Annotated in this window: 19 protein-coding genes; 12 read left to right on the top strand and 7 right to left on the bottom strand. The window is 68.3% G+C overall.

The genetic code is table 11. The features are described 5' to 3' along the window. Positions 1-5: 5 nt before the first annotated feature. The 3 genes from HZI36_RS17310 to HZI36_RS17300 form a co-directional block, all read right to left on the bottom strand. Positions 6-1,253 (bottom strand): DUF1501 domain-containing protein, encoded by a 1,248-nt coding sequence (locus HZI36_RS17310; protein WP_179403884.1) that lies wholly within the window; start codon positions 1,251-1,253, stop codon positions 6-8. 52 nt (positions 1,254-1,305) lie between these two features. Continuing rightward, positions 1,306-2,856: a DUF1800 domain-containing protein gene (locus HZI36_RS17305; RefSeq protein ID WP_179403883.1), complete on the bottom strand. Its 1,551-nt coding sequence runs from the start codon at positions 2,854-2,856 to the stop codon at positions 1,306-1,308. A 142-nt stretch (positions 2,857-2,998) separates the two neighbouring features. After that, a complete protein-coding gene (locus HZI36_RS17300; RefSeq protein ID WP_179404054.1) occupies positions 2,999-3,301 on the bottom strand; it encodes a hypothetical protein in 303 nt (100 codons plus the stop codon). Positions 3,302-3,566: 265 nt separating this feature from the next. Here HZI36_RS17300 and ompR point away from each other — a divergent pair, with 265 nt between their 5' ends. From ompR to HZI36_RS17280, 4 genes are all read left to right on the top strand, one after another. After that, a complete protein-coding gene (gene ompR / locus HZI36_RS17295; protein WP_004199523.1) occupies positions 3,567-4,292 on the top strand; it encodes an osmolarity response regulator transcription factor OmpR in 726 nt (241 codons plus the stop codon). Between the two features lie 141 nt (positions 4,293-4,433). Then, positions 4,434-5,792, top strand: a complete 1,359-nt coding sequence (locus HZI36_RS17290; RefSeq protein ID WP_179403882.1) for an ATP-binding protein — start codon at positions 4,434-4,436, stop codon at positions 5,790-5,792. A gap of 202 nt (positions 5,793-5,994) precedes the next feature. After that, positions 5,995-6,543, top strand: a complete 549-nt coding sequence (locus HZI36_RS17285; RefSeq protein ID WP_179403881.1) for a peroxiredoxin — start codon at positions 5,995-5,997, stop codon at positions 6,541-6,543. A gap of 75 nt (positions 6,544-6,618) precedes the next feature. Next, the gene (locus HZI36_RS17280; protein ID WP_179403880.1) at positions 6,619-7,143 is read left to right on the top strand and encodes a carboxymuconolactone decarboxylase family protein; all 525 of its coding nucleotides are present in this window, start codon (positions 6,619-6,621) and stop codon (positions 7,141-7,143) included. A 64-nt stretch (positions 7,144-7,207) separates the two neighbouring features. On the opposite strand, the gene ispF is transcribed toward HZI36_RS17280, so the two are convergent. Then, positions 7,208-7,687, bottom strand: coding sequence for a 2-C-methyl-D-erythritol 2,4-cyclodiphosphate synthase (ispF, locus tag HZI36_RS17275; protein ID WP_179403879.1), 480 nt, complete (start codon positions 7,685-7,687; stop codon positions 7,208-7,210). 36 nt (positions 7,688-7,723) lie between these two features. Further along, entirely contained in the window at positions 7,724-8,434 is a 711-nt protein-coding gene (ispD, locus tag HZI36_RS17270) for a 2-C-methyl-D-erythritol 4-phosphate cytidylyltransferase (protein WP_179403878.1), read from the bottom strand. A gap of 143 nt (positions 8,435-8,577) precedes the next feature. On the opposite strand from ispD, the gene mfd reads away from it, so the two are divergent. From mfd to HZI36_RS17255, 3 genes are all read left to right on the top strand, one after another. Next, entirely contained in the window at positions 8,578-12,051 is a 3,474-nt protein-coding gene (gene mfd, locus HZI36_RS17265; RefSeq protein ID WP_179403877.1) for a transcription-repair coupling factor, read from the top strand. 183 nt (positions 12,052-12,234) lie between these two features. Continuing rightward, a complete protein-coding gene (gene argE, locus HZI36_RS17260; RefSeq protein ID WP_179403876.1) occupies positions 12,235-13,461 on the top strand; it encodes an acetylornithine deacetylase in 1,227 nt (408 codons plus the stop codon). Between the two features lie 59 nt (positions 13,462-13,520). After that, positions 13,521-14,537 (top strand): threonine/serine dehydratase family protein, encoded by a 1,017-nt coding sequence (locus HZI36_RS17255; RefSeq protein WP_179403875.1) that lies wholly within the window; start codon positions 13,521-13,523, stop codon positions 14,535-14,537. Positions 14,538-14,634: 97 nt separating this feature from the next. Here HZI36_RS17255 and HZI36_RS17250 read toward each other — a convergent pair whose 3' ends face one another. Further along, a complete protein-coding gene (locus HZI36_RS17250) occupies positions 14,635-17,142 on the bottom strand; it encodes a penicillin-binding protein 1A (protein WP_179403874.1) in 2,508 nt (835 codons plus the stop codon). 374 nt (positions 17,143-17,516) lie between these two features. Between HZI36_RS17250 and HZI36_RS17245 the strand changes: the two genes are divergently transcribed. The 4 genes from HZI36_RS17245 to HZI36_RS17230 all read left to right on the top strand — a co-directional run bounded on the left by HZI36_RS17245 (position 17,517) and on the right by HZI36_RS17230 (position 20,842). Then, positions 17,517-18,197, top strand: coding sequence for a PspA/IM30 family protein (locus tag HZI36_RS17245; protein WP_179403873.1), 681 nt, complete (start codon positions 17,517-17,519; stop codon positions 18,195-18,197). A gap of 74 nt (positions 18,198-18,271) precedes the next feature. Then, positions 18,272-19,444, top strand: a complete 1,173-nt coding sequence (locus tag HZI36_RS17240) for a tetratricopeptide repeat protein (RefSeq protein WP_179403872.1) — start codon at positions 18,272-18,274, stop codon at positions 19,442-19,444. A 172-nt stretch (positions 19,445-19,616) separates the two neighbouring features. After that, positions 19,617-20,057, top strand: a complete 441-nt coding sequence (gene mscL / locus HZI36_RS17235; RefSeq protein WP_179403871.1) for a large conductance mechanosensitive channel protein MscL — start codon at positions 19,617-19,619, stop codon at positions 20,055-20,057. 338 nt (positions 20,058-20,395) lie between these two features. Further along, the gene (locus tag HZI36_RS17230) at positions 20,396-20,842 is read left to right on the top strand and encodes a hypothetical protein (RefSeq protein ID WP_179403870.1); all 447 of its coding nucleotides are present in this window, start codon (positions 20,396-20,398) and stop codon (positions 20,840-20,842) included. 77 nt (positions 20,843-20,919) lie between these two features. Here the strand turns inward: HZI36_RS17230 and HZI36_RS17225 are convergent, their stop codons facing one another. Further along, positions 20,920-21,810, bottom strand: coding sequence for an NAD(P)-binding domain-containing protein (locus HZI36_RS17225; protein WP_179403869.1), 891 nt, complete (start codon positions 21,808-21,810; stop codon positions 20,920-20,922). Positions 21,811-21,928: 118 nt separating this feature from the next. On the opposite strand from HZI36_RS17225, the gene HZI36_RS17220 reads away from it, so the two are divergent. Beyond that, the gene (locus HZI36_RS17220) at positions 21,929-22,138 is read left to right on the top strand and encodes a dodecin (protein ID WP_179403868.1); all 210 of its coding nucleotides are present in this window, start codon (positions 21,929-21,931) and stop codon (positions 22,136-22,138) included. Positions 22,139-22,355: the final 217 nt, after the last annotated feature.

The raw sequence follows: 22,355 nt of genomic DNA, 5'->3' as shown, positions 1-22,355 counted from the left end.
GCGCGTCACGCGCGCAGCAACGGCAGCGGCTCGAACCGCTGTTGCAGCACGCGCGTCGAATCGAGCCCCCACCACGGCCCGAGCACCGTCGCATAGAGCCGGCGGAAATCGACGGCGACCGGCAGATTGCCGTTGCCGTCGAGCTGCCCGAGCGCGGGCGGTGCGCCGTACAGCCCGCCCGCGACACGTCCGCCCATCACGAAATGCGGTGCGGCGGTGCCGTGATCGGTGCCGTTGCTCTGGTTCTCCCGCGCGCGCCGGCCGAATTCCGCATAGGTCATCACGAGCGTGCGGTCCCAGCGCCCGAGCTCGATCAACGCGGAACGCATCGCCACGATCCCGTCGGAGAACTGCTTCAGCAGCGACGCCTGCTGACCCGGCTGGTTCTGGTGCGTATCGAAGCCATTCAGCGTCAGGCGCAGCACCGCGACACCGTTCTGCGCAACGCCATTCGGCGCCGCCCCGCCCTGCGCGCTCGCCCCCGGCGTGTCGCACGCGGCGAGCACCTGCATCGCGGTCTTCACCGACGTGCCGAACGCACCGCCCGGAAACGCAGTGTTGAACGCGCGCATCCCGCCGCGCGGGCGCAGCCGGTCGGCGGCCTTCACGATGTCGTTCTCGACGTCGATGATGTGCGCGAGCGCCGGATTGCGCTCGCGCAGCGCGATCGGCTCGACGAGCCGCGCCGCGCGGATGAACTGCGCCGGATTGACGAGCGCGATTGCGCGCGCGCCGTTCGACATCGGCCCCATCTCGGCGCTGCCGAGCACGACGCCGTCGGCCGCGAAACCGGCCGGCACCGGCGCCTGCGCGAACGTGCGCGTGAGCCAGCCTTCGTGCAGATACTGATCGGCGCGCGACGCGGTATCCCAGATCTCGATCGAGCGGAAATGCGACAGGTTCGGCTGCGGATAGCCGACGCCCTGCACGATCGCGAGCTGCCGGTCGCGCCATAGCGGCAGCAGCGGCGCGAGCGCCGGATGCAGCCCGGTGCGCTCGTCGATCTGCAACACCTGGTCGCGCTTGATGCCGATGCTCCGGCGCAGCGTGTAGTAGAGCGGATCGGCATACGGCACGACGGTGTTCAGACCGTCGTTGCCCCCCTTCAGCTCGACGAGGATCAGCGTGTTCGCGTAACCGGCCGACGGCTGCGCGCCGGGCAGCGCCGCCGCCACCGCCGCATCCGGCAGCCAGACCGAAACGCCCGCGGTCGCGGCGGCGCCCGTCAGCGTCAGGAAATCGCGTCGGTTCATCATCCATCTCCGGCCGGTAGCGCGGCGTGCGCGCCGGCGCATCGGGTCGTCGTCATTTCAGTTGATAGGCCGGATCCATCAGCAGCGCCTCGAGATACGCGCTGCCGGTCGAACCAGTGTCGATCGCCGCGACCGGCGACACCTGCAGTAACGCATGCTGGAGCTGCAACTCCGTCGACAGCGTCGTCGGCATCTGCGGCCGCGCGCGGAACGTCGCGAGCCAGCGCTCGAGATCGAAGCGCAGCCCGCCGCGCGGCGCCGGCTTCGCGGGCATCCGTTGACCCGAGGCCATGTCCTGCGGCGCGCGGGTCATGGCGCCGGCCGCCGAAGCCACCGAAGCCGCCATCGGACGCACGCCGGCCGTCTCGGTCGCGCGGAACAATTGCTCGACGAACTGCTTGCGCGCGAGCAGCGTCGTGCTGTTGATCCATGTCGTGCCGCCCGGCCAGCCTTTGACGTTCGGCGGCTCGAACAGGTTCTGGCCGAGCGCGCGCACCGTGTTCGCGAGCATCGCCGCGTCGCCGTAGCTCACGTCGAACGTGCGCACCGTACCGACGACGAACTCCGCCGGCGACTTCACCAGCACGCCGCGATTGCCGGCATCCCAGAACGCGTCGGTCGACCACAGCGCAGCGAGCGCCGCGCGGATATCGTAGCCGCTGTCGCGAAAGCGCGCGGCGACCGTCGCGCGCGCAGCCGCGTGTTCGGTCGCGAGTTCGGCCGCGAGTTCAGCCGCGAGTTCAGCCGAATCGGGCGTGTCGGACACGAACTCGCGCCACAGCTTGCCCGACACGAACGATGCGGTCTCCGGGCGCGCGAGCAGGATGTCGAGAAAGCCGTCGCCGTCGAACGGCCCCGTCACGCCGAGGATCGTCTTGTCGCCGGCGTCGTGCCAGTCGGGCCGCGCGGCGAAGCGCAGCGTGTCGGGGTCGACGCTCCAGCCGGTCAGCGCACGCGCGGCCTCGGCCACGTCGCGCTGCGTGTAATGGCCTTCGCCGAGCGTGAACAGCTCCATCACCTCGCGCGCGAAATTCTCGTTCGGCCGCCCCTTGCGGTTGCTCGCGCCGTCGAGATACTGCAGCATCGCCGGATCCTTCGCGACGTCGTGCAGCATCGCGCCGAAATTGCCGAGCGCCTCGCGGCGCAGCAGCGCGTGCTGCGCGGCCATCGTCTGCGGGTACGGCACCTTGTCCTGCCCCGACGTGAAGTGGCCGTGCCAGAACAACGTCATGCGCTCGGTCAGCGGCGACGGCGTCGCGATCATCTCGCCCACCCACGCCGCGCGTAACGCATCGTAATGTTGATTGCGCTCGCGCTGCTCGTCGCGCCGCATGTCGGACGTCATCGCCTGGCGCTGCGCGCGCGACGGCGGCAGCGTCGACGTCCACGCGGGCCACGCGGTGACGGGCGTCTGCCGCGCGTTGCCGAGTGCGTCCGCAACCACCTGCGCGCGGCTCATCCCGACGAGGCGCGCGACGTCGGCGGGCGCCGGCGAAAAGCCGGTGCGCGTCAGGAAGAACAGTGCGTCGTCCTCGTCGACGGGCGTTTGCATCTCGGGCGATAGTCCCTGCCCGGCCGCGTTCGCGTTCGCGTGACTCGTCATCGTCGTCGGCTCCCGCCTTCCGGCATTGAAGGATCGCGCCATGCGGCGCGCGTGCCGGTTCAACGGCACGCGCGGCATCGAAGTTGACGGGGAAATTGCTACGGATTCTTTCCGCGCGACGGACGCCGCGCGGCAGGCGGCATCAACGCTTGTAGAGTTCGCGAACCGCGTCCTCGATATGCTGGCGCAGCAGATGACGCTCTTCGGGCGTCATGTGCCCGTCGAAGCGACGCTGCTCGAGCGCGGGCGGCACCGGCGAACGCGTGACAGCGGACGCGACAGGCAAACGCTCGACCGGGTGCGCGATCGGGCGCTCCTGGCGTTCGGACCTGCGCGGCAATTTGCGCGGCGCGTCCGGCTCGGGACGCTGGGCCCACACTACGTGCGACGCATTCAGACCGGCAAGCGCGATCGTCAGCATCAGTGCAATCCGGATAGATCGCATGACCGTCCTCGCTTCTTGGGTCGTTTTGTTCCCTTCGTCACGCGTCAACCGGCTACCTCGGGTACTGGGAAAACACTGCGGAAATCGACTATGCAAACCATGATTATCGAGTGCAGCGAGTATCCACCGAATGCGCACCGTGAGTAAAGGAATCTCTATAGCGTGCCTTTACTCTGCGTCATACCACGGGTAAATTTTGTAACTGACTGTAACGCGCAAAATCGCCCGCCCGCGCGACTTTCCCCAATCGCGATAAGATGCGTTCATGGAAACGAAAAACCCCTCCAAGATTCTCGTCGTCGACGACGATCCGCGCCTGCGCGATCTGCTGCGCCGCTACCTCGGCGAGCAGGGCTTCAACGTGTACGTCGCCGAGAACGCGACCGCGATGAACAAGCTCTGGGTGCGCGAGCGTTTCGATCTGCTCGTGCTCGACCTGATGCTGCCCGGCGAGGACGGCCTGTCGATCTGCCGCCGCCTGCGCGGCAGCAACGACCGCACGCCGATCATCATGCTGACCGCGAAGGGCGAGGATGTCGATCGCATCGTCGGTCTCGAGATGGGCGCCGACGACTATCTGCCGAAGCCGTTCAATCCGCGCGAGCTCGTCGCGCGCATCCACGCTGTGCTGCGCCGCCAGGCGCCGGCCGAGCTACCGGGCGCGCCGTCGGAAACCACCGAGGTGTTCGAGTTCGGCGAGTTCTCGCTGAATCTCGCGACGCGCACGCTGACGAAGTCCGGCCAGGAGATTCCGCTGACGACCGGCGAATTCTCGGTGCTGAAGGTGTTCGCGCGCCATCCGCGCCAGCCGCTGTCGCGCGAGAAGCTGATGGAGCTCGCGCGCGGCCGCGAATACGAAGTGTTCGATCGCAGCCTCGACGTGCAGATCTCGCGCCTGCGCAAGCTGATCGAGCCCGACCCCGGCAGCCCGCGCTTCATCCAGACAGTCTGGGGCCTCGGCTACGTGTTCATCCCGGACGGCGCGGCCTGATGGCGCGCCGCTGCCGGTGCGTGGTGCGTATTCCGCGCGCCGCGCCGGGCCGGGCCTCGTCGGGTCCGGCGCCGCGGCGCGCGCGCTGACGCGCCGCCCGGCGCGTTTCCCGTTTCTCTCGCCAGACGGACAGTCCGCTTTATGCGTATCAACCGGCGCCTCCTGACGATCGCCTTCGGCGGGCTGTTCTGGCGCACCTTCCTGCTGATCGCGCTGCTGATCTCGGTCAGCCTCGCCGCGTGGTTCCAGAGCTTTCGCGTGATCGAGCGCGAGCCGCGCGCGCAGCGCGTCGCGCTGCAGCTCGTCGCGATCGTCAAGCTCACGCGCACCGCGCTGCTCTACTCCGATCCCGACCTGCGCCGCGCGCTGCTGCAGGATCTCGAGAGCAACGAAGGCGTGCGCGTGTATCCGCGCGAGAAAACGGACAAGTTCAAGCTGCAGCCCGACGAATCGCTGAACCGGCTGATCGAGCACGACATTCGCAGCCGCCTGGGCGACGACACCGTCATCGCACAGTCGGTCAACGACATCCCCGGCGTGTGGATCAGCTTCAAGATCGACGACGACGATTACTGGGTCGCGCTCGACCGCGACCAGCTCGACACCGTCACCGGCCTGCAATGGGCCGGCTGGGGGCTGTTCGCGCTCGGGCTGTCGCTGTTCGGTTCCGCGTTCATCACGAGCCTCGTGAACCGGCCGTTCGCGCGGCTCGCAACCGCCGCGCGCAAGGTCGGCTCCGGCCAGGCGCCCGAGCTGCTGCCCGAGCGCGGGATGGGCGTCGCGGCCGACACGAACCGCAGCTTCAACCAGATGGTGCGCGACCTCGAGCAGCTCGAGGCCGACCGCGCGCTGATGCTCGCCGGCATCTCGCACGACCTGCGCACGCCGCTCGCGCGGTTGCGGCTCGAGACGGAGATGAGCCCGTCCGATCAAGCGACGAAGGACGCGATGGTCGACGACATCGAGCAGATGGACCGCATCATCGCCGCATTCATCGACTACGCACGCCCGACGCAGCGCACGCCGGAGCCGGTCGACCTGTCGACGATCGCGCAGGAAGTGGCCGCGCGCGTGTCGGGCGAGGACGGCGTCGAGATCCGCACGCGCCTCGCGCCCGCCGCGATCATCGAGGCCGACGAGACCGACATGCGCCGCGTGATCGGCAATCTGATCGAGAACGCACGCAAGTACGGCCAGAGCCGGCTCGACGGCGTCGCGCGCATCACGCTCGAGACGCGCGTGTCGCACACGCGCGTCGAACTGTCGGTCAGCGACGAAGGCCCGGGCATCCCCGACGATCAGCTTCCGCTCGTGATGCGGCCGTTCTACCGCGTCGACGCCGCGCGCAGCAAGGCGGACGGCACGGGCCTCGGGATGGCGATCGTGCTTCGCCTCGTCGGCCGCTATCGCGGCGCGCTGCGCCTGCGCAACCGCAGCCCCGAGCCGGGGCTCGAAGTCACGCTCGAATTCCCCGGCGACCGCGCGCGCGCGGCCGCCTGACCTCACGCAAGGTCACGGAACGCCGCGCCCGGCCCCGGCTATCGGCATCTTTGAAAATTCCTATGACGGACATTAGTTAAAATCTATTGATGATATAAATCAATAGTGTTATAGTCATCCGCAACGCTGTCACATGCTCGTTGCAGCACCGAAGTAACCTGGTTCAAGCAGTTCTTCCCACCCTCATACAGGAGTCATCCGCATGAAAACCGTCGGCGATAAACTCGAAGCGTTTGCCGTTGAAGCCGCGAAGCCGGGCTTCAATCACCACGAGGAAAACGGCCAGTCGGCCTTCGAGACGATCACCGCAGAGTCGTTCCCGGGCAAGTGGAAGATCATCTATTTCTACCCGAAGGATTTCACGTTCGTGTGCCCGACGGAAATCGTCGAGTTCGCGAAGCTCACGAAGCAGTTCGAAGAGCGCGACGCGGTGCTGCTCGGCGGCAGCTCGGACAACGAGTTCGTGAAGCTCGCATGGCGCCGTGAGCACAAGGATCTGGACAAGCTGAACCACTACTCGTTCGGCGACGTGAAGGGCGAGCTGATCGACCAGCTCGGCGTGCGCGACAAGGACGCCGGCGTCGCACTGCGCGCAACGTTCATCGTCGACCCGGACAACACGATCCAGCACGTGTCGGTCAACAACCTGAACGTCGGCCGTAGCCCGTCGGAAATCCTGCGTATCCTCGACGGCCTGCAAACGGACGAACTCTGCCCGTGCAACCGCGCAATCGGCGGCGCGACGCTGTAAGCGTCGATGCACGAAAGCCCGCGGCGCGCCTCTCGCCCGCGGGCTTTTTTAACGGCCAACCCATAGGAGATATCAATGGAATTCATCGAATCGATTAAGGCGCATACTCCCGACTACGCGAAGGACATCCGCCTGAACCTCGACGGCACGATCGCGCGCTCGTCGCTCGAAGGCACCGACGCGGTCGGCGTCGCGCTCGCGGCGGCCTTCGCGGCGAAGAGCACGTTCATCGTGAAGACGATCCGCGAAGCCGGCGTGCTGTCGCCCGAAGAGACGAACGCGGCGCTGACCGCGGCCGCGCTGATGGGGATGAACAACGCGTGGTATCCGTATGTCGAGATGGCCGACGACGCCGACCTGAAGACCCAGCGCGCGGAGCTGCGGATGGGCGCGTATGCGTCGCACGGCGGCGTCGACAAGCGCAAGTTCGAGATGTATGCGCTCGCCGCGTCGATCGTCGGCAAGTGCCACTTCTGCGTGAAGTCGCACTATGCGCTGCTGAAGAGCGAACAAGGGATGACCGTCACGCAGCTGCGCGACGTCGGTCGCATCGCGTCGGTGATCAACGCCGCCGCGCAGGTGATCGCGGCGGAAGGCTGAGCATCGCGGGCGACGCGCGATCCGCGCGTCGGGTCGCGCGTCGGGTCACGGCATCAGATCACGATCAAGCGCGCACGAGCAGCGTCGCGGCCTGCGCCTCGATCCCTTCCTTGCGGCCGAGATAGCCGAGCTTCTCGTTCGTCTTCGCCTTCACGTTCACGCGCTCGATCGGCAGCCCGAGATCGGCCGCGATGTTCGCACGCATCGCGTCGATGTGCGGCGCGAGCTTCGGCGCCTGCGCGATCACCGTGCTGTCGACGTTCTGGATCGCGAAGCCCGCCGCCTTCACGCGCGCGACGCATTCGCGCAGCAGCGCGCGGCTGTCCGCGCCGAGGTACGCGGCGTCGGTGTCCGAGAAGTGGCGGCCGATGTCGCCGAGCGCCGCCGCGCCGAACAGCGCGTCGGTGATCGCGTGCAGCAGCACGTCGGCGTCCGAGTGGCCGAGCAGGCCGCGTTCGTAAGGAATCGTCACGCCGCCGATGATGAGCGGCCGTCCTTCGACGAGCTGATGCACGTCGTAGCCTTGTCCGATTCTGAAATCCATGCGTGTTCCGATCGAGTTCGTGTGAGTGTCAGGAGATCACGCGGCGCTCTGGCCGCGCGCGAGGATCGCTTCCGCGAGATCGAAGTCTTCCGGATAGGTGACCTTGAAGTTGCGCAGGCTGCCCTGCACGACGCGCGGCGTATGCCCCGTCCATTCGATCGCGCTCGCCTCGTCGGTCAGGTCGTGGCCCTGCCGCTGCGCGGACTGGATCGCGTCGCGCAGCATGCCGATCCGGAACATCTGCGGCGTCTGCGCCTGCCACAGGCCGTCGCGCGGCTCCGTGCGCGCGATCGCGTCGCCGCCGGCCGGCACGCGTTTCAACGTATCCGCGACCGGCAGCGCGACGATCCCGCCGACCGGGTCGTCCTTCAGCGCCGCGATCAGCGCGCGAATCAGCTGCGGCGTGATGCCGGGCCGCGCGGCGTCGTGCACCAGCACCCAGTCGTGGTCCGCCGCGCCAAACGCCGCGAGCGCCAGCAGCCCGTTCAGCACCGACCCCTGCCGCGACGCGCCGCCGCAGCGGCGCACCGCGAAGCGCAGCCCCGCGAAGCGACGCGCGTCGAAATGCGTGTCGTCGGGCGCGAGCACGACGAGCGTCTGCGAGAACTCGCTGCACGCGTCGAACGCGGCGAGCGTATAGTGCAGCAGCGCGCGCCCGGCGAGCGTGCGGTATTGCTTCGGCACGGCCGAGCCGGAGCGGCTGCCCGTGCCGGCGCAGGGAATCAGGGCGAAGAGTCGGGGAGTCACGGAAGCGAACGCCGGAAAGGTGAAATCGAAATGCGGATTTTATAATAGGTCTTTCGTCCCGGCCGGCGCGCAACACGCGCGCGACGCACGTGACCCCGCTCCGCTACTTGGCCCCGCTACTTGGCTCCGTTACTCCGCCCCTTATGCCAGACCACGCCTCTCCTTCGTCCGCCTCCCCCGTCGCGCTCGTGAAGCCGGGCCAGCGTTTCGTCTTCGACGGCGCGCACGGCTGCTCCGACGGGCTCGCGATCGCCCGCTACCTCGCCGACCATCGCCAGCAGGTGCCGCTTCTCGCGGTGATCTGCGCGAACGCGGTCGACGCGCAGCGCCTGTCGCAGGAGATCGGCTATTTTTCGCCCGACGCGCGCGTGCGTCTGCTGCCGGACTGGGAAACGCTGCCGTACGACACGTTCTCGCCGCACCAGGATCTCGTGTCCGAGCGGCTCGCGACGCTGCACGATCTCGGCGAAGGCCGCTGCGACATCCTGCTCGTGCCCGCGACGACCGCGCTGTACCGGATGCCGCCCGCGTCGTTCCTCGCCGCCTATACGTTCGCGTTCACGCAGGGCGAGCGGCTCGACGAGGCGAAGCTGAAGGCGCAGTTGACGCTCGCCGGCTACGAGCACGTGAGCCAGGTCGTGCGGCCCGGCGAATACTGCGTGCGCGGCTCGCTGATCGACCTGTTCCCGATGGGCTCGCCGCTGCCGTACCGGATCGACCTGTTCGACGATCAGGTCGACTCGATCCGCGCGTTCGATCCGGATACGCAGAGAAGCCTCTACCCGGTGCGCGACGTCCGGCTGCTGCCGGGCCGCGAGTTCCCGTTCGACGAGGCCGCGCGCACCGCGTTCAGGAGCCGCTGGCGCGAGACGTTCGAAGGCGACCCGAGCCGCGCGCCGATCTACAAGGACATCGGCAACGGCGTGCCGTCGGCGGGCATCGAATACTATCTGCCGCTGTTCTTCGACGAGACCGCCACCCTCTTCCACTATCTGCCGGAACGCGCGCATCTCGTGTTCGCGGGCGACCTCGACGCGTCGATCCGCCGCTTCACCGCCGATACGAAGCAGCGCCATGCGTTCCTGTCGCACGACCGCGATCGGCCGATCCTCGAGCCGTCGCGCCTGTTCCTGTCGGACGAGGATTTCTTCGCGTTCGCGAAGCCGTTCGCGCGGGTCGTACTCGCCGCGCAGCCGGCCGGCGGCTGGGCGGCCGCGCTGCCCGAGCTGTCGGTCGACCGCCACGCGGACGATCCGCTCGCCGCGCTGCGCGCGTTCGTCGAGACCTCCGGCAAGCGCGTGCTGATGACCGTCGAATCGGCGGGCCGCCGCGAGACGATCTCGCAGCTGCTCGCCGAGAACCGGCTGCGGCCCGTGTCGAACGATCACTTCGCGGGCTGGCTCGAAAGCGACGAACGCTTCGCGCTCGGCGTCGCGCCGCTCACGAGCGGCTTCTCGGTGCCGGGCGAAGGCTACGCGATCGTCACCGAGACCGAGCTGTACGGCGCGCTCGCGCGCCGCGCGGGGCGCCGCCGCCAGGAGCAGGCGAGCAACGTCGACGCGATGGTGCGCGACCTGTCCGAGCTGAAGGAAGGCGACCCGATCGTCCATGCGCAGCACGGGATCGGCCGCTATCTCGGCCTCGTGTCGATGGATCTCGGCGAAGGCGAAACGGAATTCCTGCATCTCGAATACGCGGGCGACAGCAAGCTCTACGTGCCGGTCGCGCAACTGCACGTGATCTCGCGCTACAGCGGCGCCGATCCGGACAGCGCGCCGCTGCACGCGCTCGGCTCCGGCCAGTGGGAGCGCGCGAAGCGCAAGGCCGCGCAGCAGATTCGCGACACGGCGGCCGAGCTCCTGAACCTGTATGCGCGCCGCGCCGCGCGCGAAGGCCACGCGTTCGCGCTCGAGCCGCGCGACTACGTGAAGTTCGCGGAGAGCTTCGGCTTCGAGGAAACGCCGGACCAGGCCGCCGCGATCGCCGCGGTGATCGGCGACATGACGAGCGGCAAGCCGATGGACCGGCTCGTGTGCGGCGACGTCGGCTTCGGCAAGACCGAGGTCGCGCTGCGCGCGGCGTTCATCGCGGTGATGGGCGGCAAGCAGGTCGCGCTGCTGTCGCCGACGACGCTGCTCGCGGAGCAGCACACGCAGACCTTCATCGACCGCTTCGCGGACTGGCCGGTGCGGGTCGTCGAGCTGTCGCGCTTCAAGACCGCGAAGGAAGTGAGCGCGGCGATCAAGCAGATCAACGAAGGCAGCGTCGACATCGTGATCGGCACGCACAAACTGCTGTCGTCGGACGTGCAGTTCAAACGGCTCGGGCTCGTGATCATCGACGAGGAGCATCGCTTCGGCGTGCGCCAGAAGGAGGCGCTGAAGGCGCTGCGCGCGGAGGTCGACGTGCTGACGCTGACCGCGACGCCGATCCCGCGCACGCTCGGAATGGCGCTCGAGGGCCTGCGCGACTTCTCGGTGATCGCGACCGCGCCGCAGAAGCGCCTCGCGATCAAGACGTTCGTGCGGCGCGAGGAGGAAAGCGTGATCCGCGAGGCGATGCTGCGCGAGCTGAAGCGCGGCGGCCAGGTGTACTTCCTGCACAACGAGGTCGAGACGATCGAGAGCCGGATGAAGATGCTCGAGGCGCTCGTGCCCGAGGCGCGGATCGCGATCGCGCACGGCCAGATGCACGAACGCGAGCTCGAGCGCGTGATGCGTGACTTCGTCGGCCAGCGCGCGAACGTGCTGCTGTGCACGACGATCATCGAGACCGGCATCGACGTGCCGAGCGCGAACACGATCATCATGCACCGCTCGGACAAGTTCGGTCTCGCGCAACTGCACCAGCTGCGCGGACGCGTCGGCCGCTCGCATCACCAGGCCTACGCGTATCTGCTCGTGCACGATCCGCAGGCGCTCACGAAGCAGGCGCAGCGCCGGCTCGAGGCGATCCAGCAGATGGAGGAGCTCGGCTCCGGCTTCTATCTCGCGATGCACGACCTCGAGATCCGCGGCACCGGCGAGGTGCTCGGCGACAAGCAGTCGGGCGAGATCCACGAGATCGGTTTCCAGCTCTATACCGAGATGCTGAACGACGCGGTGAAGGCGCTGAAGAACGGCAAGGAGCCGGATCTGACCGCGCCGCTCGCCGCGACGACCGAGATCAACCTGCACACGCCCGCGATCCTGCCGGCCGACTACTGCGGCGACGTGCAGGAACGACTGTCGATGTACAAGCGGCTCGCGAACTGCGAGTTCGGCGACGCGATCGACGGCATTCAGGAGGAGCTGATCGACCGCTTCGGCAAGATGCCGCCGCAGGCGCACGCGCTCGTCGAGACGCATCGGCTCAGGCTCGCCGCGAAGCCGCTCGGCATCTCGAAGATCGACGCGAGCGAAGGCGCGATCGGGCTGCAGTTCGTGCCGAACCCGCCGATCGACCCGATGCGGATCATCGAGATGGTGCAGAAGCACCGGCACATCAAGCTCGCCGGGCAGGACCGGCTGCGCATCGAGACGCGCACGCCGGACCTCGCGATCCGCGTGTCGACGATCAAGGAGACGCTGCGCGCGCTCGGGCAGCCGACCCGGCAAGGCGCGGCGGCCGCGCGCTGAGTGCAGGCGGGCCGGGCGCGCACGGGCTGCGCGCACGGCCCGCAAGCCGGTCCGCCGCGCGCCGCGGGGCCCGCTCGACGCCGCGCGGATGCTGCGCCGCACCGTAGCCGGAGCGGGCGGTCGTCAGGGTTTTTCGGTATGATTTTCGCTATCGTCAGACAGCGTTCAACCCGGAGTTCAACCATGTCCACCCTCGACGCGCCGGCGCAGTCCGCCGCCGATCCGAGCGCCCCTTCCCTCGTCAGCCTTCCGTGGATCGAACGGCTCGTGTCGATGGACACGACGAGCCGCGTGCCGAACCTCGGCCTCATCGAAACCGTCCGCGACGCGCTTGCGGCGCTGGGTATCGCGTCGACGCTCACGCACGACCCGCGCGGCGGCTGGGCGAACCTGTTCGCGACGATCCCCGCGCACGACGGCGCGACGAACGGCGGCATCGTGCTGTCCGGACACACCGACGTCGTGCCCGTCGACGGCCAGGCGTGGGACAGCGATCCGTTCCGCCCCGAGATCCGCGACGACCGCCTGTACGGCCGCGGCACCTGCGACATGAAGGGCTTCATCGGCGCGGCGCTCGCGCTGTTGCCGGAGATGCTCGCGACGCAGCTCGCGCAGCCGATCCATTTCGCGCTGTCGTACGACGAGGAAGTCGGCTGCGCGGGCGCGCCGCTGATGATCGAGGATCTCGTGAAGCGCGGCGTCAAGCCTGCCGGCTGCATCGTCGGCGAGCCGACCAGCATGCGGCCGATCATCGCGCACAAGGGCATCAACGCATACAACTGCTGCGTGCGCGGCCATGCCGCGCATTCGTCGCTGACGCCGAAGGGGTTGAACGCGATCGAATACGCGGCGCGGCTGATCTGCCATATCCGCGACGTCGCCGACCAGTTCCGCACGCAGGGCCCGTTCGACGAGCTGTACGACGTGCCGTTCTCGACCGCGCAGACGAGCACGATCCAGGGCGGCAACGCCATCAACACGGTGCCAGCCGAATGCCGGTTCGCGTTCGAGTTCCGCAATCTGCCGACGCTCGATCCCGAGCCGATCTTCGCGCGCATCGAAGCGTACGCGCACGACACGCTGCTGCCGCAGATGCGCCGCGAGCATCCGAACGCGGCGATCGAGTTCTCGAAGATCGCGTCCGCGCCGGGGCTCGATGCGACCGAGCAGGCCGCGATCACGCAGCTCGTGCGCGCGCTCACCGCCGACCAGAGCAAGCGCAAGGTCGCATACGGCACCGAGGCCGGCCTCTTCGAGCGCGCGGGCATTCCGAGCATCGTCTGCGGGCCGGGCAACATCGAGCAGGCGCACAAGCCGAACGAGTACGTCGAGCTCGCGCAGCTCGCGGCATGCGAGCAGTTCCTGCGCAAGTTCGTCCGCAGCCTGTCCGTCGGCGCCGGCGCGCACTGAGCCGGCTTCTTTAGCCGGCTCGCGTCCGCGCGGGCCGGCCCACCCCACCTGCCAGGCCCATGTCGACTACCCAGCCCAGCCCCGCGCACACGATCGACGGCGAACCGATCCCGACGCTCGACGCGATCGCCGCGCAGCACTTCGCGCTGTCGCCGTGGGTCGCGCGCACGCCCGTGTTCGAGCGCGCGGATCTGCCGTCGCTCGAAGGCACGCACGTGAACTTCAAGTTCGAGCTGCTGCAGGCGAGCGGCAGCTTCAAGGCGCGCGGCGCGTTCACGCATCTGCTCGCGCTCGACGAGGCGCGCAAGAACGCCGGCGTGACCTGCGTGTCGGCCGGCAATCACGCGGCGGCGGTCGCGTACGCGGCGATGCGGCTCGGCAGCAGCGCGAAGGTCGTGATGTTCCACACCGCGAGCCCGACGCGCATCGCGCAATGCAAGCAGTTCCGCGCGGAGGTCGTGCTCGCGGCGAGCGCGTCGCAGGCGTTCGACATCGTGCGGCGGATCGAGGCCGAGGAAGGCCGCTTCTTCATCCATCCGTTCAACGGCTACCACACGATTCTCGGCACCGCGACGCTCGGCTACGAATGGGCGACGCAGGCGCCCGACCTCGATGCGGTGATCGTGCCGATCGGCGGCGGCGGCCTCGCGGCCGGCGTGTCGACCGCGCTGCGGCTCGCGAATCCGCGCGTGCGCGTGTACGGCGTCGAGCCCGAGGGCGCCGACGCGATGAGCCGCAGCTTCGCGGCGAACCACACGATCCACATGAGCGCGATGCGCACGATCGCCGACTCGCTGATGGCGCCGCACACCGAGGAGTACAGCTATACGCTGTGCCGGCGCCACCTCGAGCAGATCGTCACCGTGCCGGACGACGCGCTGCGCGCGGCGATGCTCTATCTGTTCACGCATCTGAAGCTGGCGGTCGAGCCCGCGTGCGCGGCCGCGATGGCCGCGCTGCTCGGGCCGCTGCGCGAAACGCTGCAGGGCAAGCGGGTCGGCGTGCTGCTGTCCGGCACGAACACGGATCCGGTCACGCTCGGCATGCATCTCGCGCATGCGCGGCTGATGCGCTGAAGCCCCGATTCCGCGGCAGGAAAAAAAACGGCGGCCCGCAACACGCGGCCGCCGTCTCGTGAGCCGCGCGCAGGCGCGCGGCCGGCATCGATCTGGATCAGTTCTGGAACATGTCCATGATCTTCTGCTTCTCCTCCGGCGTGACCGGCGGCGGCGGCGGCGGTGCCAGACCGGCCTCGCCGGTCGCGCCGAGCGCGTCGCTCGCGCTGATCGCGTTCGCCTGCGGATTGATGTCGACGTTCGCGACGAAGCCGTTGCCCGGCGTGCGGTCCGCGTAATACAGCTCGCCGTCGACGTCGGTCACGCCGTCCGGCACCGGCATCTGCTCGTCGGGCACGCCCTGCAGCGCGGTGCGCATGTAGTTGATCCAGATCGGCAACGCGAGCTGCGCGCCGAATTCGCGGCTGCCGAGGCTCTTCGGCTGGTCGTAGCCCATCCACGCGACCGCGACGAGCGACTGCTGATAACCGGCGAACCAGCCGTCCTTCGCTTCGTTCGTCGTACCCGTCTTGCCCGCGAGGTCGCCGCGGCCGAGCACGTTCGAGCCTGCGCCCGTGCCCGCGGTCGCGACCGAGTGCAGCAGGCTCGTCATCACGTACGCGTTGCGCCCTTCGATCGTGCGCGGCGCGGTGCTGCCCGCGACCACCGGCTGCGCCTTCTGCAGCGGCTGGCCGTGCGCGTCGTCGACTTCGGCGATCAGGTACGGTTCGACCTTGTAGCCGCCGTTCGCGAACACCGCGTAGCCGGTCGCGAGCTGCAGCGGCGTGACGAGCCCCGCGCCGAGCGCCATCGGCAGGTACGGCGGCGTCTTCGCCGGATCGAAGCCGAAGCGCTGCGTCACGTACTGCTGCGCGTACTGCGTGCCGATCGACGCGAGGATCCGGATCGACACGAGGTTCTTCGACTTCTCCAGCGCGGCGCGCATCGTCATCGGGCCTTCCGGCTGGTCGTCGTCCTTCGGCTCCCACGCGTCGCCACCCGGCACGCTCGGCGGGAAATACAGCGGCGCGTCGTCGATCATCGTCGCCGGCCCAAGCCCCTTGTCGAGCGACGCCGAGTAGATGAACGGCTTGAACGACGAGCCCGGCTGCCGCCACGCCTGCGTCACGTGGTTGAACTTGCTCTGGTTGAAGTCGAAGCCGCCGACGAGCGAGCGGATCGCGCCGTCCTGCGGCGCGATCGCGACGAGCGCGCCTTCGACCTGCGGCAACTGCACGATCTGCCAGTTCGCCTTCGCGTCCTTCATCACGCGCACGATCGAGCCCGGCTTGATCCGCAACGCGTTGGACGCGCGCGGGCTCAGCGCACCCGCGACGAAGCCGAGCCCCGCGCGGCCGATCGCCGTCACCGCGCCGCCGACGAACTGCACCTGCACCGCGTTCGGCGCGGCCGTGATCACGACCGCCGACTGCAGGTCGCCGTTGTCCGGATGATCGGCGAGCGCGTCGTCGATCGCCTCGTCGCGATCGTCGCCGGCCGCCGGCAGCGCGACGAAGCCCTCGGGCCCGCGATAGCCGTGGCGGCGCTCGTAGTCGAGAATCCCGCGGCGCACCGCCTGGTACGCGGCCTCCTGGTCGGCCGCGTTGATCGTCGTCGTGACGGTCAGGCCGCGCGTGTACGTCTCGTCCTTGTACTGCGCATACATCATCTGCCGCACCATCTCCGACACGTATTCGCCGTGCACCTGATACTGGTTGCCCGGCGTGCGCGTGCGGATCGGCTCGTCGATCGCCTGCTGATACTGCGCCTGCGTGATGTAGCCGAGCTCGAGCATCCGCTTCAGGATGTACTCCTGCCGCACCTTCGCGCGCTTCGGATTGACGATCGGGTTGTACGCGGACGGCGCCTTCGGCAGCCCCGCGAGCATCGCGGCCTGCGCGAGCGTGACGTCCTTCAGATCCTCGCCGAAATACACGCGCGCGGCGGCCGCGAAGCCGTACGCGCGCTGGCCCAGATAAATCTGGTTCATGTACAGCTCGAGAATCTGGTCCTTCGTCAGCGCGCGCTCGATCTTGTACGCGAGCAGCATCTCGTAGATCTTGCGCGTGTACGTCTTCTCGCTCGACAGGAAGAAGTTGCGCGCGACCTGCATCGTGATCGTGCTCGCGCCCTGCCGCGCGCCGCCGTGCAGGATGTCCGCGACGCCCGCGCGCAGGATGCCGACGAAGTCGACGCCGCCGTGCTCGTAGAAGCGGTAGTCCTCGATCGCGAGCACCGCCTTCTTCTGCACGTCGGGGATGTCCTGGAAGCGCACGAGGCTGCGGCGCTCCTCGCCGAATTCGCCGATCAGCACGTGATCGGCCGTGTAGATGCGCAGCGGCACCTTCGGCTGATAGTTCGTCAGCGCGTCGAGCGACGGCAGCTGCGGCGCCATCACGACGAGCGCATAGCCGACGATCAGCGCGCCGACGATCGCCGCGACGATGACGAGCCCCACGAACCAGAGCGCGACGCGCGAGCCGAACGAGCGGCCGGCGGAGCGCGGCGCGCTGCGCGCGGCGCGATCATCGTCATCGGGATAGTAGGCCCCGGACGGCGAGCGGCGCATCGAATAGTGAGGCTCTTGCCGGGAGCTGGAGGAAGACGGTCGTTTAATGATAGGCATGTCGGAATGGCGGGCGCGTGGGGCCCTCGGACGCATGCGGGACGCATGCACGATCGGATCTGAAGTGGTAGCGTCGTGGTGAGTATCACGTCGACAGACCCCGCCGCGCGGCGATCCGTTCCCGCGACGTGACAGCGCATTTTAATGAAATCGCCCGGCCCGCTTTGCGATTTTTTGTAAAAATTCCCGCACCAGCGCGCATGGCGCGCTATTTTGGCCGCAGGCGCGGCCGGCCCGCGCCGCTTGATATCAGGCGTTTAAGCCGTATTTAAGGGATCCGGTGGTGTAATATCCGCCGGCATCGCGGCCAGCCGGACACCCCGCCGCCGCGCGCCCTGCCGCCTGAACGGCGTCTTTCATACACGGAGGATTTCATGTCGCTTTTCGACTCTATTTCGCGCACGGTCAAGGGCCTGCTCAACGATGCGGCCGACTCGGTACAGGACCCGTCGCGCGATGCACGCCAGATCGTGCGGGAGCTCGACGACAGCATCGGCCGCGCCGAGAACTCGCTGATCGAGATCGAGGCGCAGGTCGCCACGCAGCGCAGCAAGTGCGATGCGGCCGGCGACAAGGTGAAGAAGTACGAGGACGGTGCGAAGCGCGCGCTGCAGGCCGGCGACGAAGGCCTCGCGCGCGAGGCGCTCGCCGCGCAGGCGAATGCGGAAGGCGAGCGCGACGCGCTCGCGAAAGAGCTCGCGACCCTCGAGCCGTCGGTCGACAAGCTGAAGGAGCAGATCGCCGACATGCGCCAGCGCCGCAACGACCTGAACGCGCGCTCGAACATCCTGCAGGCGAAGCAGGAAATCGCGCAGGCGAAGGACGTCGCGGCGACCGCGCTCGGCGGGATCGGCGGCAAGAACCTGTCGGAGGACTTCCAGAAGCTCGAGGACAAGGTCGCGCTGTCGAACGCGCGTTCGGACGCGCGTCTGAATTCGGCCGACGTCGCGAGCGGCAAGGCGCTCGACGACAAGCTCGCCGATCTGAACAAGGGACCGTCGGTCGAGGATCGCCTCGCGGCGCTGAAGAAGCAGCTCGACACGCCGGCGCAGTAATCGCCGCGCCGCCCTCGCCTGACGGGCGGCGCCATCCGATCGCAAGGAGACGGGCGCGCATGCCCGGTTCGACCATGAAGAAACCTCTCGCCGCACTCGGCTTTGTGTTGCTGGCGCTATCGTCGGCCGCGTTCGCGCTGCCGACGCAGCAGCAGGTCGATCAGTCGATCGCCCAGCACGACTGGCAGCGCGCGGACACGCAGTTGTCGCAGGTCATCGAAGCCCATCCGAACAACGCGCGCGCGCACTATCTGTACGCCCAGGTGCTGGACCGCGAAGGCCGTGCGGCCGACGCGCTCGCGCAGCTGCAACGCGCGAAGGCGCTCGATCCGCAATTGCGCTTCACCGATCCGGCGCGCTTCGCGCAGACCGAAGCGAAACTGCGCGCGGACGCCGCCCGCGCGGGCGACGCGGTGCCGGCCGCGCAGACCGCGCAGACCGGTATGGCGACGACCGTCGCCGCGCCCGGCGCCGACGTGCCGCACGCGAAGCACGGCCCGTCGACCGGAATGTGGGTCGGCCTCGCGGTGCTCGTCGGCGTGATCGCGCTCGTGCTGCGCTGGACGCTGCGGCGCGCGCGCTCGACCGACGACCGGCGCGCGGACGACGAACGCCGCACGCAACTGAAGCGCGCGACCGACGTGCTGAACGAAATCCGTCCGCTGAAGCTCGACGCGCGCTTGTCGACGTCGCCGGGCGCGGCCGCGCTGACGGGCGAGATCGACACGATCGAGACGCAGGCGCGCGAACTCGTCGAGGCGCTGTCGAACGGGCCCAACCCGGTGCCGCCCTATCGCGTCGACGAACTCGAGCAGCGCTTCGCGAGCGTGAAGGCGCGCGTCGAGGGTCGCCCCGACCCGGCCGCCCAGCCGGCCGCGCCCGCGGGCGGCTCCGTGTACGCGCAGGAGGCCGAACGCCTGGCCGGCGCGCAAGGCCAGCCCTATGCGCCGTATCCGCCGCAGCAACCGCCGGTCGTGATCCAGCAGCAGCCAGGCGGCGGCGGGCTCGGCGGGTTGCTGACCGGCGTGATGCTCGGCGAGATGATGTCGGGCGGACGCGAGCGCGTGGTCGAGCGCGACGTGATCGTCGACGACGAGCGCCGCCGGCGCGATCGCGACAACGGCGACCCGGGCTTCGACCTCGGCAGCGGCGGCGACAACAACTGGGATAGCGGCAACAACAGCGACAGCGGCGGCGGCGTCGATCTCGGCAGCAACGACGACAGCAGCAACTGGAGCGACTCCTGATCCGCCGCTGACGCGAACGACCGCGCGCCGGCACCCTGCGCGCGGTCGCCCTGTCGATTTGTCAAGATTGTTAAGATGGACTTTCGGTATAAGGGTGCGTTCGCTATCATGCGGCCATCAGCGTGCTTGGGCCAGGCACGCGTTCCCCATTCCCGAAAGGAGAAAGCCGCACATGAGCATCATCAAGGAATTCAAGGAGTTCGCGGTCAAGGGCAACGTGATGGATCTCGCCGTCGGCGTGATCATCGGCGGTGCTTTTTCGAAGATCGTCGATTCGGTCGTGAAGGACCTGATCATGCCGGTCATCGGCGTCGTGACGGGCGGCCTGGATTTCTCGAACAAGTTCGTGCTGCTCGGCACGATCCCGCCGTCGTTCAAGGGCAACCCCGATTCGTTCAAGGATCTGCAGGCGGCCGGCGTCGCGGCGTTCGGCTATGGCTCGTTCATCACGGTGCTGATCAACTTCATCATCCTCGCGTTCATTATTTTCCTGATGGTGAAATTCATCAACAAGCTGCGCAAGCCCGACGAAGCCGCGCCGGCCGAGCCGGCTCCGACGCCGGAAGACGTCATGCTGCTGCGCGAGATTCGCGATTCGCTGAAGCAGCGCTGACCGGCAACGTCCTGCCGCCCCGCCGAGCCCGCCGCGTGCGGGCTTTTTCATTGGTGCGCGGCGCGTGCGCCGCACGCCCATGGCGTCCCGATTTTTTTATGACACGCGAATGCACGCGCCGGGAAAGCGGGTCTATGATGGAGACTATCCGACAGTACAGGCGCAGGGCGCCGACGGTGTCGATCAGGTGGCGCGCGGTTCGGCGAAGGTATCGATCGTCGATTCGCAAGGGCGGCACAATTTCGTGTGCTATAAAAGATCGACATGCGGCGTACATAGCCGGGAGTGGTCGCATGAGAATCCCGCATTTCTTGCAATTGTTTTTGAGGCGAGTGTTTATGTCCTTCCCGAAAAAACGTCGACGCGCACCGCAAGATGGTCAGGAATCATTCCTCGCGGTCGTGTGCCACTCGAAACCGTTCGCCCAGCTCGACACCAAGATCGCACGCGCACGCGCGCAGGACGAACCGGTGCTCTATGCGCACGTGCTGCCCGGACTGGACGTGCTTCTTTGCAGCGTGCGCGGCGCGCAGCCGCCGTATCCGGCGATCGCCGATCTGCGCAAGCGCTGCATCGAGTCGATCGCGAACGCGCTCGAGCAGCCGCTCGACGGGCTCGAGAACGGCGGCTACTGGTACGAGGCGAACGGCTTCGGCTTTCTCGTGTTCGCGAGCCGCGCGCGCGCGAAAATCCTGCCCGAATTCGGTGCGGGCGTGAAAGCGGGCTTGCGCAGCGGGCTCGGCCGGCAGAACGCCGGCGACACGACGCCTCGCTCGCTCGGCTGATTTCCGCCGGTTGCCGACAATGCCCGCGCTCACCGCGCGGGCATTGTCATTTCGGATATCGGAACGGCGCCCGCCAGTTACGCCGCCCGCTCGCCCGGACAAGGCCGCACGATATCGATGAACGCCGCGAAATCCGCGTTCGCGAGCCCCATCGCGGCGCCGAGCCGCAGCACCTGCTGCACCGTGCCCGACACCGGCATGACCGCGCCCGTCTCGCGCGCCGCGTCGGCGATCGCGTCGACGTCCTTCTGAAACGTGCTCAGCGCGCCGATCGGCGGATGGCCGCCCGACGTCATCCGCGGCACGAACGTCTGCAGCAGCACCGAATCGGCCCAGCCGCCCGCCAGCGCTTCGGCGAGCCGCGCCGCGTCGATCCCGCTCGCCTGCGCGAGCCCGACCGCTTCCGCGATCGCGGTGACCGTCGCGGTGACGATCGCCTGATTGCACAGTTTCGCGGTCTGCCCCGCGCCCGCGTCGCCCATGTGCGTGATGCGCGCCGCGTACGTGTCGATCAGCGGCCGTGCCGCATCGAGATCCGCCGCGCCGCCGCCCGCCATCACCGCGAGCGTGCCGGCCTGCGCGCCGGGCACGCCGCCCGACACCGGCGCGTCGACCCAGCCGACGCCCAGTTCCGCCGCGCGCGCCGCGTACGCGCGCGTGACGCCGGGCGGAATGCTCGAGTGATCGACGATCCGCCGCACGCGGCGCGCGGCCGCATTGCCGCTCAGTAGGCCATTCGTGCCGAACACGACGTCGCCGACCGCGCGCGCGTCGAGCACGCACAGCATCACGGTGTCGACGCGCGCCGCGAGTTCATGCGGCGTGTCGACGACGCTCGCGCCGTCGGCCGCGAGCGCATCGGCCTTCTCGCGCGTGCGGTTCCAGACGGTGACCGCATGCCCCGCCGCCAGCAGATGCCGAATCATCGGCGCACCCATCAGTCCCGGTCCGCAAAATCCGACTTCCACGTTGCACCTCGTCTTCGATATGGGTTGAACTTGCCGCCCATCATACCTATCACTCAAAGAAGCCGGGCGCATTCCGCACCCGTTTCCTTACCTCGCACCACACCTCCAGGGGGACATCATGAGCGACCACGTCTACAAGCTGATCGAACTGACCGGCTCGTCCAGGCAATCGAGCGACGACGCGATCCGCAACGCGATCTCGAAAGCGGGCGGAACGCTGCACAACCTGCATTGGTTCCAGGTCACCGAGACGCGCGGCCATATCGAGGGCGACCAGGTGATTCACTGGCAGGTGACGATCAAGGTCGGGCTGCGCATCGACGACTGACGCATTCCCGATTTGCACCGCTTCACGCCGATTTGCCCGGATTTGCCCCGATTCACTCCGCCTCACCCCCGCCGGTCCGCCCGGATGTGCGCGTGCCGCACGCACGCGGGCCGGCTCACACCCCCCGTTTTCGCCACCCGCGTGGCCGTCTCGACGTATTCCTTACTTGACGCTCATTTCTGTTCATATTAAAAGTCATATACCCCATCCGCCTATC

It is taken from the genome of Burkholderia guangdongensis (genome assembly GCF_013403875.1).
Lineage (GTDB): Bacteria > Pseudomonadota > Gammaproteobacteria > Burkholderiales > Burkholderiaceae > Burkholderia > Burkholderia guangdongensis.
This window is presented reverse-complemented; position numbering and strand designations above follow the sequence as displayed.

What these genes read in the sequence shown, in the direction of transcription:
- HZI36_RS17250 (WP_179403874.1), bottom strand. Translation starts at nt 17,142, where the DNA reads ATGCCTATCATTAAACGACCGTCTTCCTCCAGCTCCCGGCAAGAGCCT.
- HZI36_RS17305 (WP_179403883.1), bottom strand. Translation starts at nt 2,856, where the DNA reads ATGACGAGTCACGCGAACGCGAACGCGGCCGGGCAGGGACTATCGCCC.
- mscL (WP_179403871.1), top strand. Translation starts at nt 19,617, where the DNA reads ATGAGCATCATCAAGGAATTCAAGGAGTTCGCGGTCAAGGGCAACGTG.
- ispF (WP_179403879.1), bottom strand. Translation starts at nt 7,687, where the DNA reads ATGGATTTCAGAATCGGACAAGGCTACGACGTGCATCAGCTCGTCGAA.
- HZI36_RS17280 (WP_179403880.1), top strand. Translation starts at nt 6,619, where the DNA reads ATGGAATTCATCGAATCGATTAAGGCGCATACTCCCGACTACGCGAAG.
- HZI36_RS17300 (WP_179404054.1), bottom strand. Translation starts at nt 3,301, where the DNA reads ATGCGATCTATCCGGATTGCACTGATGCTGACGATCGCGCTTGCCGGT.
- HZI36_RS17220 (WP_179403868.1), top strand. Translation starts at nt 21,929, where the DNA reads ATGAGCGACCACGTCTACAAGCTGATCGAACTGACCGGCTCGTCCAGG.
- ompR (WP_004199523.1), top strand. Translation starts at nt 3,567, where the DNA reads ATGGAAACGAAAAACCCCTCCAAGATTCTCGTCGTCGACGACGATCCG.
- HZI36_RS17255 (WP_179403875.1), top strand. Translation starts at nt 13,521, where the DNA reads ATGTCGACTACCCAGCCCAGCCCCGCGCACACGATCGACGGCGAACCG.
- HZI36_RS17290 (WP_179403882.1), top strand. Translation starts at nt 4,434, where the DNA reads ATGCGTATCAACCGGCGCCTCCTGACGATCGCCTTCGGCGGGCTGTTC.
- HZI36_RS17230 (WP_179403870.1), top strand. Translation starts at nt 20,396, where the DNA reads ATGTCCTTCCCGAAAAAACGTCGACGCGCACCGCAAGATGGTCAGGAA.
- HZI36_RS17310 (WP_179403884.1), bottom strand. Translation starts at nt 1,253, where the DNA reads ATGAACCGACGCGATTTCCTGACGCTGACGGGCGCCGCCGCGACCGCG.
- HZI36_RS17240 (WP_179403872.1), top strand. Translation starts at nt 18,272, where the DNA reads ATGAAGAAACCTCTCGCCGCACTCGGCTTTGTGTTGCTGGCGCTATCG.
- argE (WP_179403876.1), top strand. Translation starts at nt 12,235, where the DNA reads ATGTCCACCCTCGACGCGCCGGCGCAGTCCGCCGCCGATCCGAGCGCC.
- HZI36_RS17245 (WP_179403873.1), top strand. Translation starts at nt 17,517, where the DNA reads ATGTCGCTTTTCGACTCTATTTCGCGCACGGTCAAGGGCCTGCTCAAC.
- mfd (WP_179403877.1), top strand. Translation starts at nt 8,578, where the DNA reads ATGCCAGACCACGCCTCTCCTTCGTCCGCCTCCCCCGTCGCGCTCGTG.
- HZI36_RS17285 (WP_179403881.1), top strand. Translation starts at nt 5,995, where the DNA reads ATGAAAACCGTCGGCGATAAACTCGAAGCGTTTGCCGTTGAAGCCGCG.